The following is a 14,843-nucleotide window of genomic DNA, read 5'->3' on the forward strand; positions in this document are numbered from 1 at the left end:
ACACGCCAATTGCTCGCATGACCATGTTTCCACCTAAGTCGGAACGACTCTAGGCTTGTCCCGTTACGAGCCGCCGCCCGCGCGTCCCCCCGCGATCGTGCGGTGGAGCACCACCAGCGGCACGAGCCCCGCGAGCACGATGGTCAGCGCGCCGAGCGCTCCGCTCTCGATCTGCTCGACCGCGGCGAGCGCGTACACGTGCGTGGCGAGCGTCTCGAAGTTGAACGGGCGCAGGAGCAGCGTCGTCGGCAGCTCCTTGAGGGCGTCGACGAACACCAGGAGCCCCGCCGCGCCGAGCGCCGGGGCGAGCAGCGGCAGATGGATGCGCCACAGCGCTGAATGAGCGGTCTCCCCGAGCGCGCGCGCCGCCGCATCGAGATTGGGTGAGATGCGCTCGAGCCCCGCTTCGATGCCGCCGCGCGCGACGGCGAGGAAGCGGATGACGTAGGCATAGACCAGGGCTGCGACCGAGCCCGAGAGAATAAGCCCGGTCGACACGCCGAACAGGCTGCGCATCATCGCATCGACGCCGTTGTCGAGCGCCGCCAGGGGGATGAGGACGCCGAGCGCCAGCACCGCGCCCGGCAGCGCATAGCCGAAGCCCGAGATCTGCGCCGCGGTCCGCGTGAACCCGGTTCGCGCGACGCGCGGCGCATAGCTGACCAGGAGGCCGAGCGCCACGGCGGCGGCGGCGGCGAGGGTGGCGAGCAGCATGCTGTTCCACGCCGCCTTGAGGAAGCCGCTCTCGAGCGCGCCTGCCGCGTGCCCCATGGCGAAACGGGCGAGCACCAGGACGGGCACGAGGAAACCTGCAAGGAACGGCAGCGAGCAGAGAAGGGCCACCGCGTAACCGCGCCAGCCCTCGATGTCCTGGAACGGGATGGCTCGATAGCGCCCCGTCGTGTGATGGGTCTTGGCGCCGCCGCGCGCGATGCGCTCTCCCACCAGCAGGAGCGCGATGAGCCCCAGCATGACGGCTGCGAGTTGCGCCGCCCCGCCGAGGTTCGACCGCTGCAGCCAGGTCGCATAGATGGCGGCCGACAGCGTCTCGACGCCCAGGTGCTGCACGGCGCCAAGGTCGTTCAGCGTCTCCATGGCGACGAGCGCCGCGCCGGCGGCGAGCGCCGGGCGCGCGAGCGGCAGCGCCACGGCCCAGAAGGTTCCCATGGAGGTGCGCCCCAGCGTGCGGGCGACTTCGAGCGCGCACACGGATTGCTGCACGAACGTCGCCCGCGCGGCGAGATAGACGTAAGGGTAGAGCACGGCCGACATCACGAGCACCGCGCCTCCGAGCGACCGGATCGGCGGAAACCAGTAGTCGCGCGCCGTCCATCCGAAGAGGGCGCGCAGGCCCGACTGCACGGGTCCAGCGAAATCGAAGAGGTCGCCGTAGCAGTAGGCGGCGATGTAGGTCGGGATGGCGAGCGGCAGCACCAGCAGCCGGTCGAGCGCCGCGCGCCCCGGGAAGCGGTACATGGTGATGAGCCAGGCCGTTCCGGTCCCCGCGACGAGCGCCACTAGGCAGGCTCCGAGCGCGAGCAGCAGCGTGTTCTGCAACGCGGCCGGAAGCACCGATCCGATGAGATGCGGCCAGTCGTTGGCGCTGGCCGTCGCGGCCAGATAGAGCACCGCCGCCACCGGCAGCAGGATGACGCAAACGATGAGACCGGCCGTCACGCTCCATCCGGGCGCGTGCGAGCGCGTGCGCCTCGCGTCGAGCGCGCGCCGCAGGCGATCGAACGGACCGCCGGCCGGTGGATCGATGGATATCGGAGGGATGGAGCTCATCGCGGGCGACCATTGCGGCGTGGGCGGGGAGCGTCAGGCGCCGCCCGCGGTGGAAGCGAGATCCTGTCCCTGCGGAGAGGCGGCGCCTGATCCTTCCCCTTGGATCCAAGTGGGCGCCGCGTCCCCTCCCCGTGTGAGGGGAGGGTCGGCGACCAGCGCTTACGAGCTCGGCCCGGCGTCGAAGCGGACCTTGTCGACCAGCTCGGACGCTTTCTTGCGCAATGTCGCGATCTGGGAGAGCGGGATCGCATCCGGCTTGAGAGCGCCCCAGCTCGCCACGAGATCCGACGTCTTGGCCGTCGTGGTGACGGGATATTCGCCGTTGCCCTCCGCATAGAGCGCCTGCGCCTCGGGCGACACCATGAACTCGAGCAGCTTCACCGCGTTGTCCCGGTGCGGAGCGTGGGCCGCGACCGCCGCGCCCGAGATGTTGACGTGCGTGCCGCGGTCGGCCGCGTTCGGAAACAGGATCTTGACCGCGTCGGCCCAGGGCTTTTGCTCGGGGTTCTTCAGCATCGCGGCCATGTAGTAGGTGTTGCCGATCGCGAGATCGCAGAGCCCCGCCTTGACGTCGCGCACGCCCTCGCGGTCGCCGCCGGCCGGCTTGCGGGCCAGGTTGTCGCGCAGGCCGATGAGCCACTTCTCGGCCTTCTCCTCGCCGTCGTGCGCGATCATCGAGGCGATCAATGCGATGTTATAGGTGTGCTGCCCGGAGCGGATGCAGATCTTGCCCTTCCACTTGGGATCGGCGAGCTCCTCGTAGGTGATCGCGTCCTGTGCGACCCGCTCCTTGGACGCGTACACGACGCGCGCACGGCGCGTGAGACCGAACCAGTGCCCGTTCGGGTCCCGCAGCTTCTCGTCGATCGCGTCCTCGAGCACCTTCGATTGGATGGCCTGCGTGACGCCCGCGGCCTCGGCCTGGATGAGCAGGCCCGATTCCGGCGTGATCAGGAGATCTGCAGGGCTGTTGCGGCCTTCGGCGGACATGCGCTCGATGAGGCCGTCCTTGGAATAGACCACGTTGACCTTGATGCCGGTCTCGTCCGTGAACCTTTTGAAGATGGGATCGATCAGCCCGGGCTCGCGGTACGAGTAGACGTTGACTTCTTCTGCGGCATGGGCCGGTGTGCCCGGGCCGGCAAGCCCAAAGAGCACGAGCGCCGCCGCCGTGACGGCGCCGCGGACAGGAAACCGTGGGGATCTCATGGATCGAACTCCAATAATCGGCGGTCAGGGACCCGCTGTCGGCTGGCCGCGATCGGGCCTGCAAGATGCGACGCCCATAAAGCAGCGCCCATAAACTACGTCAAGAAAGTCAACAATTGGACGGGCGCAAAGTGCCTCTGGCCGGTGGAGAGGGACTGCGCAGCGCTCACACGGGGACCACGCGGCCTTTCTCGAACACGACCGACGCGGACGTCCCCTTGCCGGGCGCGCTCAGGATGCTGAGCTCCGCCCCGTTGGCCGCGGCGAGGGCCTGCACGAGGGGCAGGCCGAGCCCAAGCCCCTCCCCTTTCGCCGCACCGCCGCGCGCCTCGCGTGGGGCCCGCGCCACCGGCGCGAGCCGCCGCTCGATCTCGGCCACGGACATGCCGGATCCGGTGTCCGACACGGTGATCGAAAGAAGGCCGTCCCCGCCTGAGCGCGCCGCAACCGTGATCCGCCCGCCCCGGTCCGTGAACTTGAGCGCGTTGGTGACGAGGTTGAGCACGATCTGTCGAAGGCTCGTCGCATCGGCGATGACATGGGGGAGACGTGGCGCGAGATCGAGTACGAGCGTGATGCCGGCGCGCTCGGCGAGCGGGGCGAGTTGCGAGACCATCGCTGCGAGCATCTCTCCCGTATCGATCTCGGTGACGGCGAAATCATGCGGGAGGACCTGCGGCTCCGCGCGGCTGTCCGCCAGCATGCGGTCGATGACGCCGAGCGCGTGCTGCGCGCTGCCGCGGATATCGCGGACATAGCCGGCATAGCGCGGATTTCCGAGTGGCCCGAAGCGCTCGTCCTCCATGATCTCGGCCGCGGCGGCGATCGCGCTGACGGGTGTTTTGAGTTCGTGTGCCAGACGCGCCCGGGCCGGAAACGATACGTCGTGGGCGGGCCCGTTTGCTTGGGGGTGTGCGGGCACGGGTGCGACGATGTCCTGGTGCGGGGCCTTGGGCGCAGGGGAGAGGCGCGTCATTCGCCCTTCCCGGATGCGCCGCGCAATATCGTCGATCCGCTCCGCGCCAGGGGTCGCGACGGCTTCGGCGGGCAGCGTCTCCTCTCCGGCCTCGAGCGCCGTGACGAGGGCGAGCGCCTCGGGCCACGCCCGGACGATATGCACACGGCATCTGAGACGCACGACACCATCCGGCCTCCAGAACAGAAGGCGTTCGGGTGCGCGCTGATCGCCGCCGGTCTCGCGCGCGATCGCCCGCAGCCGCACGAGGGCCGGCATCGCGGCGTCGAGGAGCGGTGCGGAGACGACGCGGTCGAGGCCCAGCATCGCGCTTCCTGCCGCGTTGGCTGCGGGAATGCATCCGGCCGCCACGTCGATGAGCCACGCGGGCGCGCCGTTCGCCGCGAGCGAGGACAAGGCCGCCGCGGGCAGGTCTTCGGCAAAGGTCAGGACGCGGGCCGGTGTCATGAGTGGAAAGATTAATCGCCGCCGCGCCTAAGAGCGAGATCCTTCCTCGGGACGCGAGCTTCGCCGGGCGCGCGAGCGGCGCACGGCAGGCGATCATAGGCCGGCCGGCGAATTTGAGGATTGCCGGCTCTCGCCCTAAATTCTATAAGGCGGGCCCGTGGTGGAGACCCGCGCGGGGCCTGATGTCAGGCCCTTGTCGCAGTCATAAAAATTAAGATACTGAAATCCATCAGGTAAGCCGCCTTAGCTCAGATGGTTAGAGCGCTAGATTGTGGATCTAGAGGTCCCCCGTTCGATCCGGGGAGGCGGTACCAGATGAAATCCCGCAAGCAAGCATAAAGAAAAAACGGCGCCCCGTGGTGCGTGCGCCCGATTACGCACACGTGCCCGCCGGTACGCATTATGGGCCGATATGCGGTATGGAGCATGCCCTTGCTGCCCCCTCCGGCAGGGTCATGGCTCCGGACGCGCGTCAGTATCGCGCGGCTATTTATCCGTTTTGTTCGCTGGTCTGGAGCGACTGAATATTGACAGGACGAGTATAGTTTAATTTATGTCCTCCAAGGCAGTGTCGTAAAGGGCGGGTTGTCTAGACCATGAAAATGCGTTCCGCGAACGTTCCTGGGCTCCAGGATTGGCTGGCACGTTCGGTTCGAGCCACTGCGGCCGTGGCGATGATCATCGCGTCTTCGGTTCCGGTCGTCGCCCAGGAGTCGACCCCGCCCGCGGCGGAGACGACCGAGGCGGCGCCGGCGTCATCCGAGCCCGCGGCCGTGACGCCTCCCTCGCCGCCTCCGCCCGCCGCCGAGATGCCCGCGCCCGTCTCGCCCGCGAGCGAGACGGCTGCGTCGCCCGCGCCGTCCGCTGCGCCCGACGCGGTGACCACTACCCCTTCCGAAGCGGTGACCGCCGCTCCTCCGGCATCCGACGCCGCACCGCCGCCCGCGGAGCCCGGCCTTTCGCCGACCATGCCCCCCGAGCAGCAGGACACGCAAGCGCCCCAGGCGTCAGAAGAGATGCCGGTGACAGAGGACGCGCAGAAAACGGTCGACGCCTCGCATCTTCCGCGCGATCTCTCCCCGTGGAACATGTTCCTGTCGGCTGATATCATCGTCAAAGCGGTGATGATCGGCCTCGCCTTGGCATCCGTCGTCACATGGACAGTCTGGCTCGCGAAATCACTGGAGCTCACCTGGGCCAAGCGGCGCCTGTCGCGGGCGTTCGCGAGCATTCACGCCTCCTCGAGCCTGGCGGAAGCTGCGCAGCGGCTCAGTGGCCGCAAGGGGATCGTCGCAAGCCTCATCGAGCTCGCGGCCGTGGAGCTCCATTTGTCGGCGGACGTCCCCGACAAGGGGGGCATCAAGGAGCGTGTGGCCTCACGGCTCGACGGCTTGGCGTCGGCGGCCGGCCGGGATATGAACCGCGGCACGGGCGTGCTGGCCACCATCGGCTCGACGTCGCCGTTCGTCGGCCTGTTCGGCACCGTCTGGGGCATCATGAACAGCTTCATCGGCATCTCGGAAGCGCAGACGACCAACCTCGCCGTCGTCGCTCCGGGCATTGCCGAGGCGCTGCTGGCGACCGCCTTGGGCCTTGTTGCCGCCATCCCCGCCGTTATCATCTACAATCAGTTCGCTCGCCAGATCGGCGGCTACAGAGCCATGATCGCGGAGGCGTCGGCCGAGGTGCAAAGGCTTGTCTCGCGCGATCTCGACCGCGGCCTGCGCGTCGTGCCCGCCGCGCGTGCGGCCGAGTGATCGGGGGGAGATGACCCATGGCCGCGAAGCTCGACGACGGCAGCGACGATCTTGCAGAGAACCACGACATCAACGTCACGCCGTTCATCGACGTGATGCTCGTGCTCTTGATCATCTTCATGGTCGCGGCCCCGCTTTCGACAGTCGACGTCCCGGTCGATCTGCCGGTCGCGAGTGCTAAGCCCCAGCAGCGTCCGAACAAGCCGCTGTTCCTCACCGTCAAGTCCGACCTGTCGCTGGCATTCGGCAACGACACCGTCGCACGCGGGCATTTGAGGAGCGCGCTCGACGCCGCGACAGGGGCCGACCGCCAGCAGCGCGTGTTTCTGCGCGCGGATAAGACGGTGCCCTACGGCGAGCTGATGGTGGTCATGAACCTCCTGCGCACGGCCGGCTATCTGAAAGTGGCTCTGGTCGGCCTCGAGGATGTGCCGCCCCCGCCGGGCCAGCCGGCGCCCGCTTCGGATACGGGAGCAGCGTCCGGTCCATGATCAACACTTTCGAGCTGCTGGAGCCGGGATGGCGGCGCTGGCGTCGATGGATCGGCGCGGCGGTGCTGGTGGTGACGCTTCATGTCGGGGGAGCCGCGGCGGCGCTGTGGCAATGGCCCGTGGAGGATCAGAGCGAAGACCCCGAAGGCGCGATGATGCTCGAGCTCTCGCCGATGCCGATCGCCCCTCCCGAGGAGCGCCAGGATCTTGCGCCCGGGCCCCAGGCCGAGGATTCCGTGCCGGTCCCTCCCACGGAGGAGGTGAAGGAGGTGCAGGCCGAGGAAATCCTTCCGCCTGTCGAGGAAGCGCCGCTCGCCCCCAATCCCGAAGTGGTGATGGAGAAGGTGAAGCCCGTCGAGGAGACGGAGGAGGAAGAGGAGAAGAAGCCCCAGGAGGAGATGCAGGCTCAGACGGTTGCCTCGCTTGCCGCCGCCCCGCCGCCCATTGAGGCGGCCGAGAAGGGCCCCAAGGCCGCCGCGCCCCATCAGGGCGCCTCGCAGAAGCCCAATCGGGCAGTGCTCTCCTGGCAGAAGGCGCTGCATCTGCATTTGAGCAAGCACAAGCGCTATCCGGCCGAGGCCCGCAGTCGTCGTGTCCAGGGCGTGGTCACGGTCGGCTTCGTCATCGATCGCGGCGGACGCGTCCTCAAGGCCCGGGTGGTCAAGGGATCGGGCTCGGCGCTGCTCGACGGGGAGGCGCTCGAGATGCTCGCGCGGGCGGCTCCGCTCCCCGCGCCGCCCGAGGACGCAACGACCGGCACGCTCAACCTCACGCTGCCGATCCAGTTCAACATCCGCTAAAAAAGAGCCCCGCCTCTCATACCATGAGAGGCGGGGCTCCAGATCATGATCGCTTCGGATCGAAGGGGTCCGAGGTGGTTGCGGTCTAACTTGCCTTCTTGTTCTGCCGGTTCGAGATCAGGTCATCGACCACCGACGGATCGGCGAGGGTCGAGGTGTCGCCGAGGCTTCCGAACTCGTCCTCCGCGATCTTGCGCAGAATACGCCGCATGATCTTGCCCGAGCGGGTCTTCGGCAGGCCTGGCGCGAACTGCACCACGTCCGGCGAGGCGATCGGCCCGATCTCGCGGCGCACGTGCTGCACCAGCTCGCGGCGCAGCTCCTCCGACGCGGTCTCGCCGGCGTTGAGCGTCACGTAGCAGTAGATGCCCTGGCCCTTGAGGTCGTGCGGATAGCCGACCACGGCCGCCTCCGCGACCTTGGGATGCGCAACGAGCGCGCTCTCGACCTCGGCCGTCCCCATGCGGTGGCCCGAGACGTTGATGACATCGTCCACGCGGCCCGTGACCCAGTAGTAGCCATCCTCGTCGCGCCGGCACCCGTCGCCGGTGAAGTAGGTGCCGGGGTAGGTGCTGAAATAGGTCTGCACGAAACGGTCGTGGTCGCCGAACAATGTGCGCGCCTGCCCGGGCCAGCTGTCGAGGATGACGAGGTTGCCCTGCGCGGCGCCCTCGATGAGGCTGCCCTTGTCGTCGACGAGAGCCGGCCTGACCCCGAAGAACGGCCGTGTCGCCGAGCCGGGCTTCAAGGCCGTCGCGCCCGGCAGCGGCGAGATGAGGATGCCGCCCGTCTCGGTCTGCCACCAGGTGTCGACGATCGGGCATCGGCTGTCGCCGACCACGCGGTAGTACCACTCCCACGCCTCGGGATTGATGGGCTCGCCGACGCTGCCGAGCAGCCTGAGCGACGAGCGGTCGGAGCCCTTGACGAGATCGTCGCCCGCGCCCATGAGCGAGCGGATCGCGGTCGGCGCCGTGTAGAACGTGTTCACCTTCCACTTGTCGACCACGTCCCAGAAGCGCGATGCCGTGGGATACGTCGGCACGCCTTCGAACATGAGCGTCGTCGCGCCGTTGGCGAGCGGGCCGTAGACGATGTAGCTGTGACCCGTGACCCAGCCGACGTCCGCCGTGCACCAGTAGATGTCGCCGTCGTGATAATCGAACACGTACTGGTGCGTCATGGCCGAGAACAGGAGATAGCCGCCGGTCGTGTGCACCACGCCTTTGGGCTTTCCGGTCGAGCCCGACGTGTAGAGGATGAACAAGGGATCCTCGGCGTTGACCTCGACGGCGGGGCAGTCGGCGGAGACCTTCTCGAGTTCCTCGTGCAGCCAGAAATCCCGCCCGCCGGTCCACGGCACGGCCCCGCCGGTGCGGCGCACGACAAGCACTTTCTCGTTGCCCTTGGCGCACCTTTTGAGCGCATCGTCGGTGTTTTTCTTGAGCCCGACCGTCTTGCCCCCGCGCAGCCCCTCGTCGGCCGTGATGATGAGCGTCGAGCCCGCATCCTCGATGCGCCCGCCGAGGCTGTCCGGTGAAAATCCGGCAAATACGATCGAATGGATGGCGCCGATGCGCGCGCAGGCGAGCATGGCGTAGGCGGCTTCGGGGATCATCGGCAGGTAGATCGTGACCCGGTCGCCCTTCTTGACGCCGTGTGCCTTGAGCACGTTGGCGAACTTGCACACGCGCTCGTGCAGTTGGCGGTAGGTGATGGTGGTGTCCTCGGTCGGGTCGTCCCCTTCCCAGATGATCGCCACCTGGTCGCCCCGCGTTGCGAGATGCCGGTCGATGCAGTTGACGGACACGTTGAGCGTGCCGTCCTCGAACCATTTGATGGAAACCTCGTCCGGCCCGAAGGTGGTGTTCTTGGCCTTGGTATAAGGCTTGATCCAGTCGAGCCGCCGGCCGTTTTCGCTCCAGAAGCCTTCCGGGTCTTTGATCGAGCGCTCGTAAAGCGCAGTGTACTTGGCCTCGTCGAGCCACGCGCGGGCCGCCCATTCGGGCGTGACGGGATACGTCTTGTCCGACATCGTTAATCCTCCCGGAGCAGATTTTTGTTCTTCGAATTTATTGTTCGTCCGCCATTATGGGGAAACGGACGCCACGCGACAACTTCCCCCTTGGTCGAATGCGTTTCGCTGTCCGGAGACCAAGTCATGACCTAGGCCGCGACGGCCGCGCCGCCCGGGTCTCGTTTTGGCTCAGCCGCGCCGTGAGAGCGTGCCGGCCGCCTTGAGGCCGGGCGCGTCCGCGTCGTCGATGTCGGGGCCGGGATCGTCCGGCGCGCGCGGCGGGGTGAAGATCTTGGGCGGCTCGGCGGGCTCGGCCGCCTTCGCCTGGCGGTCGATGGCGCGCTGCGGCCGCAGGGGCTGCGTGACGGGCTCCGGCACGATGGTGACCGGACCGTCGTCTTCCGCCTGCGGGGCATCCGCCTCCGCGGGCGCCGCTGCCGCTGCCGCGTTTCGGGCCGCTGCCGGTGCCTCGCCCGCCGCACCCGTCACGGCCTCGGCCTTGACGATCACCGTCTCCGGCTCGCCCGTCGCGATGAACTCCGTAAGGTCTGCGCCGAGGATGCGCTCCTCCCCGCCCTCCGCTTCGTCCGCCGGCACCTGCCAGACGAAGGCGTCGATTGCGCCCGTCGCCGGAGAGACGGGCGCCCACCGGTCGGAGGTCACGCCGTCGGCAATCCAGGCGGCGTCGCGCGGCGCCGTCACCGCACGCGCGAGCCACTCGCGCGCGCGGCCCTTGTCGCCGCTCTCCTCGGCTTCGATGCGCGCCATCAGCGCCGCCACGCGCCGCGTCAGACCCTGCTCCGTGAACGGCTGCAGGATGCGCCGCGCCTCGGTATAGTCGTGTGCCTCGATGGCTGCCACCGCGACCGCGATCGAGCTCTCGATGGACATGGGGTTCAAGGTGAAGAGATGCTTCGCGCGGTCGAGCCGGTCGCGCGGGCTGTCGCCGATGCGGGCGTAGGCGTAGGCGGTCGCAAGCTCGGGATGCGGCGACTTGGTCCACGTCTTCTGGATGACCTTGGCGGCGCGCGCCGTGTTCCCGCGCGCGGCCAGGAGCCGCCCGGCCACGGCCGCGGCCGGGATGAGCGACGGGGCGAGGCCGTGCGCCTCGAGCGCCAGCGTCAGCGCCTTCTCGGGGTCGTCCTCCTCGAGCGCCAGCGCCTGCGCGGCAAGCAGCACCGCCCGGCGGCGGTCGGCCACCGGCCGCTCGATGTGTCCGTGACGTTTCGCGAGCGTGAGCGTCGCGAGCGCGCCGGCCCAGTCGCCCGCCTTGCATTGGAGATCGAACAGAGCTTCGACCGGCCACGACAGCTTCGGATTGAGCGTCAGGGCCCGGTCCGCGAACTGCCGCTGCACCTCGGTCTCGCCTTCGCGCCCGGCTTCGAGGAAGAGGCCGCGCAGACCAAGCTGCTCGGTATCGGGAGAGGCGAGCATCGCCTCGAAGATCCGCCGCGCCGTGGCTTTGTCGCCCGAGAGCTGCGCGGCCTGCGCGCGCAGGAGATGCGTCAGCGGCTCGTTGGGGAGCGACTTGCGCGCCTGCAGCGCATAGCGTGTCGCCATGGCGCGGTCGCCGGCGCCGATGGCGATCATGCCCGACGAGAGCGCATCGAGGCCGCGCCGCTGGCGCCGCCGCGTGAGGAAATGGCTGACGGCCGCCGGGCTTGACCAGACCTGGTTGAGCGCCGTCCAGGCGACGAGCGCGAGCCCGATCAGGGCGGCGAGGATCACCACGGCGCGAAACACGCTGGTTTCGACCTCGTAGCCCTGCCATGTCACGAGGAGGGAGCCCGGGCGGTCGGCGAGCCAGGCAAGACCGCTCGCAATGAGGATCACGCCGAGAAGGAAAAGAACGAGACGCGTCATCGCTCGCGATCCTCTCAGTTCTGCACGGGGGCTGGCGCGGCGGCGGGCTCAGGCGCGCCCGCGAGCGACGCCTTGAGCTTCTGATCGACCGCAGCGATGGCCTGGTCGACCGTATCGCGTGCCGTGACCTTGGTGAGCCAGTCCTCGATCGGCACGCGGGCCCGCTGCGGCAGCAGCTTGGCCTGCGCGAGCACGTCGCCGAGCCGGCCCTCGTCGATCGCCGCTTCCATGCGCGCTACGATCGCCTCCGTGCTCGTATCTTCGGCATCGTGACTGACCCTGCGCACGCGCACGACCGACTTGGCCCCGGCCAGCAGCCGGTCGATCACCGAGCCGTCCGCGGGCTCGAGGTCCGCATCGATTACCGCGTTGATGAGCGGCCGGAACTGGGCCTTGAGCTCGGCGGGCGTCGCCACGCCCGTATCCTTGAAGCGCTCGAGCGGCGCGAGGTCGAGCTGTCCGGCCGAGGCCTTCTGCACCTCCTCGAGCTCGGCCGCATAGCCCTGCCCCTGCCCGCGGTCGAGCGCGCGCTTGAGATTGGAGAGCTCGAGGGAGAGCACGATCCGCTCGGCGTTCTGCTGCCGGCTCTGCTCGTTGCTGGCGATGGTCTGAACGTTCTGCTCGATCTCGGCGACCTTGCTGGTGATCGGATCCACGGCCGCGGCTACGTCGGCCGGCCTGGCGAACGTTTTGAGCTGACTGTCGATCGAGCTTCTGAGCTCGCCGACGGCGGCGGCGAGGCGCGCGACCTCCTCTTTGGCCGCGGCGGTCACTCCCGAAATGCGGTCCGTGTCGGCTTTCGCCGTCTCGGCCTTCTGCGTGACGCGCGCCTGCTCGCTGCGGATGTCGGACAGCTCGCGACCGAGGCTCCGTATCGCTTCCTCGGCAGCCGCGAGCTTCTCCTCGGCGTCCGCAGGCAGGCTTTTGCGCAGCGCGGCGATCTCGCCGCCGAGCGACGATTGCAGGTCCGCGATCTTGCCGGAGATCGCCGCGAGGTGTGGGACGTCGCCGCCGGCCCCCGAAGCGCCCGAGGCGATCATCGACAGTTGCTCCTCGAGCCTCGAGAGCCGTTCGGCGGCAGCGTCGGTCTTCGGCACGGCCTCGCCAAGCGCCTTGGTTTCGGCCTGGAGCGCGCTCTGCGCTTCGCCGAGGCCGGCGACGTTGCGCTCGATATCATCGATCCTGGCCGAGCGGCCTTCGATATCTCCGAGCCGGGCCTGGAGCGCCGGGAGGTTCTGAGACGCCTCTTCGAGCGCCGCGATCCGCGCCGCGACGTCAGGCGCGCCACCGGCGAGGCCAGGGAGCCAGTTCGGCCCGAGGAACGAGGCGCCGGCATAGACGAGCGCGCCGCCGATGACGCCGGCTGCAAGATGGGAGAAAAAGCCGCCACCCGAGCGCGCGGCCTTCGGATCCGGCGCGGAGGAGGCCGGTTTGGGAGAGGCGCTCGCCGCCGCGGCCGTCTTGGAGGATGAGGCGTCGGCTCCGGATGCGGGCGTCGCGGGCGCAGCGGACGACGAGGATGGCGCGCTGCCGGCGGAGGGTGGGCTCTTGGAGGCGCTGGCAGCGGGCGCGCCGAGCGCGGCCTGAGGCGTCGTGCTCGGTGTGGTCGCGGGCTGAGCCGGTTTCACTTCCGTCGCCTTGATATCGAGCGTCGCGTGCGGACGCTTCGTGCCAGGAGCATCGGTCCGGCCGCCGTCCTTCGCGGGATCGGGCTTGTCGATCATGAAAGCAGGGTCTCCAGGGACTTGCGGTCGCCTCCGGGGGGGGGGATGAGGCACACCTAGAGTGAGTCTGACGCCTTGCGGGCGATGAGAGCAAGCATTTCTTGAGAGTTGGGCAGGCGCGCAACCGCGACCCTGACGCCGCCGAGCGCTTCGAGCGCCCGGCCGACCGCGTCCGAAAGGCAGAAATGCAGCATCGGGCGGACGGCGGCGCCGAGGGCGGCCTCGGAGATCAACCCGGCGTAAGTCTTGGCCGTTCTTGGCGACATCAGCACGACCCCGTCGAACGCGCCCTGCCGGAGCAGGGAGACGATGTCCGCCGTAAGGGCGCCGGCAGGTTCCGCGCGGTAGACAGTCTCGGTACGGACCGTAAATCCGCGGGCCGCGAGCGCGCCCTTGAGATCGAAGGCCAGCGTCTCGCCCGCTAGGTGCACGAGCGGCCCGACCGCCGGGTCCGCGTCGGACGCGATCAGCGCCGCAAGCTCGCGTCCCGTACCCGGCCCTTCGATCACATGGCGGAAACCGAGGGTGCGCGCCAGAGCGCCCGTTCCCGGGCCGACCGCATAAAGCGTGAGCGCAAAGGCCGCGTCTGGAAACGGTGCGACGGACTTGAGCGCATTGCGGCTCGTCACGATCAGCCCGCCCGCGCCGTCGAAGGCCGGCGCGGCGCCCGTCGGCACGATGGAGAGCAGGGGCGCCTGCGTGACGCGGTGCCCCGCCGCGACGAGCGCGTCCGTGAACGGATCGGGCTCCGCACCCGCGTCCGGTCTCGTCAGCAGGAGATGCATCAGAAGGACCGCGCGAGAAGAGCGTAGGCGCCGAGCTCGATGAGAGCGTCCGCTGCCGCCGTGCCGAGCGCATCGGCGGTGTCGGCCGGCCCTTCGCGCGTGATGTCGAAGCTCCGCTCGCCGTCCACCGAGAACACCATGCCGCGGAACCTCAGCGTGTCGCCGAGAAGCTCCGCGAGGCCCGCGATCGGCGTGCGGCACGACCCCTCGAGTCGCGCCAGGAAAGCGCGCTCCGCCGTGACGCACCGGCCGGTCGCCGCATCGTCGAGCGGCGCGACGGCCTCTGCCGTCGCCGCGTCGTCGCCGCGGATCTCGACGGCGATGGCGCCCTGTGCGACGGCAGGCAGGATCTCCTCCGTCGCGATCGGCGCCGTGATGCGGTCCGCCATGCCGAGCCGCTTCAGGCCCGCGCAGGCCAGCAGCGTCGCGTCGGCCACGCCGTCCGCGAGCTTCTTGAGGCGCGTCTGCACGTTGCCGCGGAACCCGACCACCTGGAGATCCGGCCGGAGGCGCTTCACCTGTGCTTGCCGCCTGAGGCTCGACGTGCCGACCACCGCGCCCTCGGGCAGGGCTGCGAACGATGCATATTTGAGAGAGAGGAAGGCATCGCGCACGTCCTCGCGCTTGAGCACCGCGCCGACGGCGAGCCCGTCCGGCAGCACGGTCTGCATGTCCTTCATGGAATGCACGGCGAGATCGATCTCGCGCGCGATCAGCGCCTCCTCGATCTCCTTGGTGAAGAGCCCCTTGCCGCCGACCTCGGCCAGCGGCCGGTCCTGGATGACATCGCCCGTGGTCTTGTAAACGCGGATTTCGAACGCCGCTTCAGGAAGCCCGTGTGCTGCCATGAGACGCGCCCGGACCTCGTGGGCCTGAGCGAGGGCGAGGGGCGAACCGCGCGTGCCGATGCGGAGGGTGCGAGCTTGCAAGTCGAGGGCTCCCGATGTTAGGGCCACGGTGCTCCGCGGCGGCGCCATTAATGCCCG

General features: G+C 69.0%; 12 protein-coding genes and 1 tRNA gene. 4 read left to right on the forward strand and 9 right to left on the reverse strand.

All coding sequences use genetic code 11. The features are described 5' to 3' along the window. Positions 1–63: 63 nt before the first annotated feature. The 3 genes from V7082_RS02290 to V7082_RS02300 all read right to left on the reverse strand — a co-directional run bounded on the left by V7082_RS02290 (position 64) and on the right by V7082_RS02300 (position 4,420). Entirely contained in the window at positions 64–1,788 is a 1,725-nt protein-coding gene (locus tag V7082_RS02290) for an ABC transporter permease (RefSeq protein WP_334145982.1), read from the reverse strand. A gap of 159 nt (positions 1,789–1,947) precedes the next feature. Further along, positions 1,948–2,997, reverse strand: a complete 1,050-nt coding sequence (locus V7082_RS02295) for a Fe(3+) ABC transporter substrate-binding protein (protein WP_334145984.1) — start codon at positions 2,995–2,997, stop codon at positions 1,948–1,950. Between the two features lie 166 nt (positions 2,998–3,163). Further along, positions 3,164–4,420 (reverse strand): sensor histidine kinase, encoded by a 1,257-nt coding sequence (locus tag V7082_RS02300; RefSeq protein ID WP_334145985.1) that lies wholly within the window; start codon positions 4,418–4,420, stop codon positions 3,164–3,166. 237 nt (positions 4,421–4,657) lie between these two features. Here V7082_RS02300 and V7082_RS02305 point away from each other — a divergent pair. Continuing rightward, positions 4,658–4,734 (forward strand) — tRNA-His (locus V7082_RS02305). A 275-nt stretch (positions 4,735–5,009) separates the two neighbouring features. On the opposite strand, the gene V7082_RS02310 is transcribed toward V7082_RS02305, so the two are convergent. Beyond that, a complete protein-coding gene (locus V7082_RS02310; RefSeq protein ID WP_334145986.1) occupies positions 5,010–5,390 on the reverse strand; it encodes a hypothetical protein in 381 nt (126 codons plus the stop codon). Positions 5,391–5,442: 52 nt separating this feature from the next. Here V7082_RS02310 and exbB point away from each other — a divergent pair, with 52 nt between their 5' ends. From exbB to V7082_RS02325, 3 genes are read left to right on the forward strand one after another with little or no spacing between them, the layout of a single operon-like run. Continuing rightward, on the forward strand, positions 5,443–6,177 hold the full coding sequence (exbB, locus tag V7082_RS02315) for a tonB-system energizer ExbB (RefSeq protein WP_334145988.1): 735 nt from the start codon (positions 5,443–5,445) through the stop codon (positions 6,175–6,177). Between the two features lie 17 nt (positions 6,178–6,194). Further along, entirely contained in the window at positions 6,195–6,668 is a 474-nt protein-coding gene (exbD, locus tag V7082_RS02320) for a TonB system transport protein ExbD (protein ID WP_334145989.1), read from the forward strand. Next, on the forward strand, positions 6,665–7,468 hold the full coding sequence (locus V7082_RS02325) for an energy transducer TonB (RefSeq protein WP_334145991.1): 804 nt from the start codon (positions 6,665–6,667) through the stop codon (positions 7,466–7,468). The genes exbD and V7082_RS02325 overlap by 4 nt, the downstream gene beginning before the upstream one ends. A gap of 85 nt (positions 7,469–7,553) precedes the next feature. On the opposite strand, the gene acs is transcribed toward V7082_RS02325, so the two are convergent. The 5 genes from acs to hemC form a co-directional block, all read right to left on the reverse strand. Continuing rightward, entirely contained in the window at positions 7,554–9,503 is a 1,950-nt protein-coding gene (gene acs, locus V7082_RS02330; RefSeq protein WP_334145992.1) for an acetate--CoA ligase, read from the reverse strand. Positions 9,504–9,674: 171 nt separating this feature from the next. Then, positions 9,675–11,348: a heme biosynthesis protein HemY gene (locus V7082_RS02335; RefSeq protein WP_334145993.1), complete on the reverse strand. Its 1,674-nt coding sequence runs from the start codon at positions 11,346–11,348 to the stop codon at positions 9,675–9,677. Positions 11,349–11,362: 14 nt separating this feature from the next. Next, positions 11,363–13,072 carry a COG4223 family protein gene (locus V7082_RS02340; RefSeq protein WP_334145995.1) on the reverse strand — a complete coding sequence of 570 codons (1,710 nt, stop codon included), beginning with the start codon at positions 13,070–13,072 and terminating at the stop codon, positions 11,363–11,365. A 56-nt stretch (positions 13,073–13,128) separates the two neighbouring features. Continuing rightward, positions 13,129–13,857 carry a uroporphyrinogen-III synthase gene (locus V7082_RS02345; protein WP_334145997.1) on the reverse strand — a complete coding sequence of 243 codons (729 nt, stop codon included), beginning with the start codon at positions 13,855–13,857 and terminating at the stop codon, positions 13,129–13,131. Then, complete coding sequence (gene hemC, locus V7082_RS02350) at positions 13,857–14,786, reverse strand: hydroxymethylbilane synthase (protein ID WP_334145998.1); 930 nt, start codon at positions 14,784–14,786, stop codon at positions 13,857–13,859. The genes V7082_RS02345 and hemC overlap by 1 nt, the downstream gene beginning before the upstream one ends. Positions 14,787–14,843 lie beyond the last annotated feature (57 nt).

Origin of the sequence: Hyphomicrobium sp. (assembly GCF_036833075.1) — a bacterium.
Classification (GTDB): domain Bacteria; phylum Pseudomonadota; class Alphaproteobacteria; order Rhizobiales; family Hyphomicrobiaceae; genus Hyphomicrobium_C.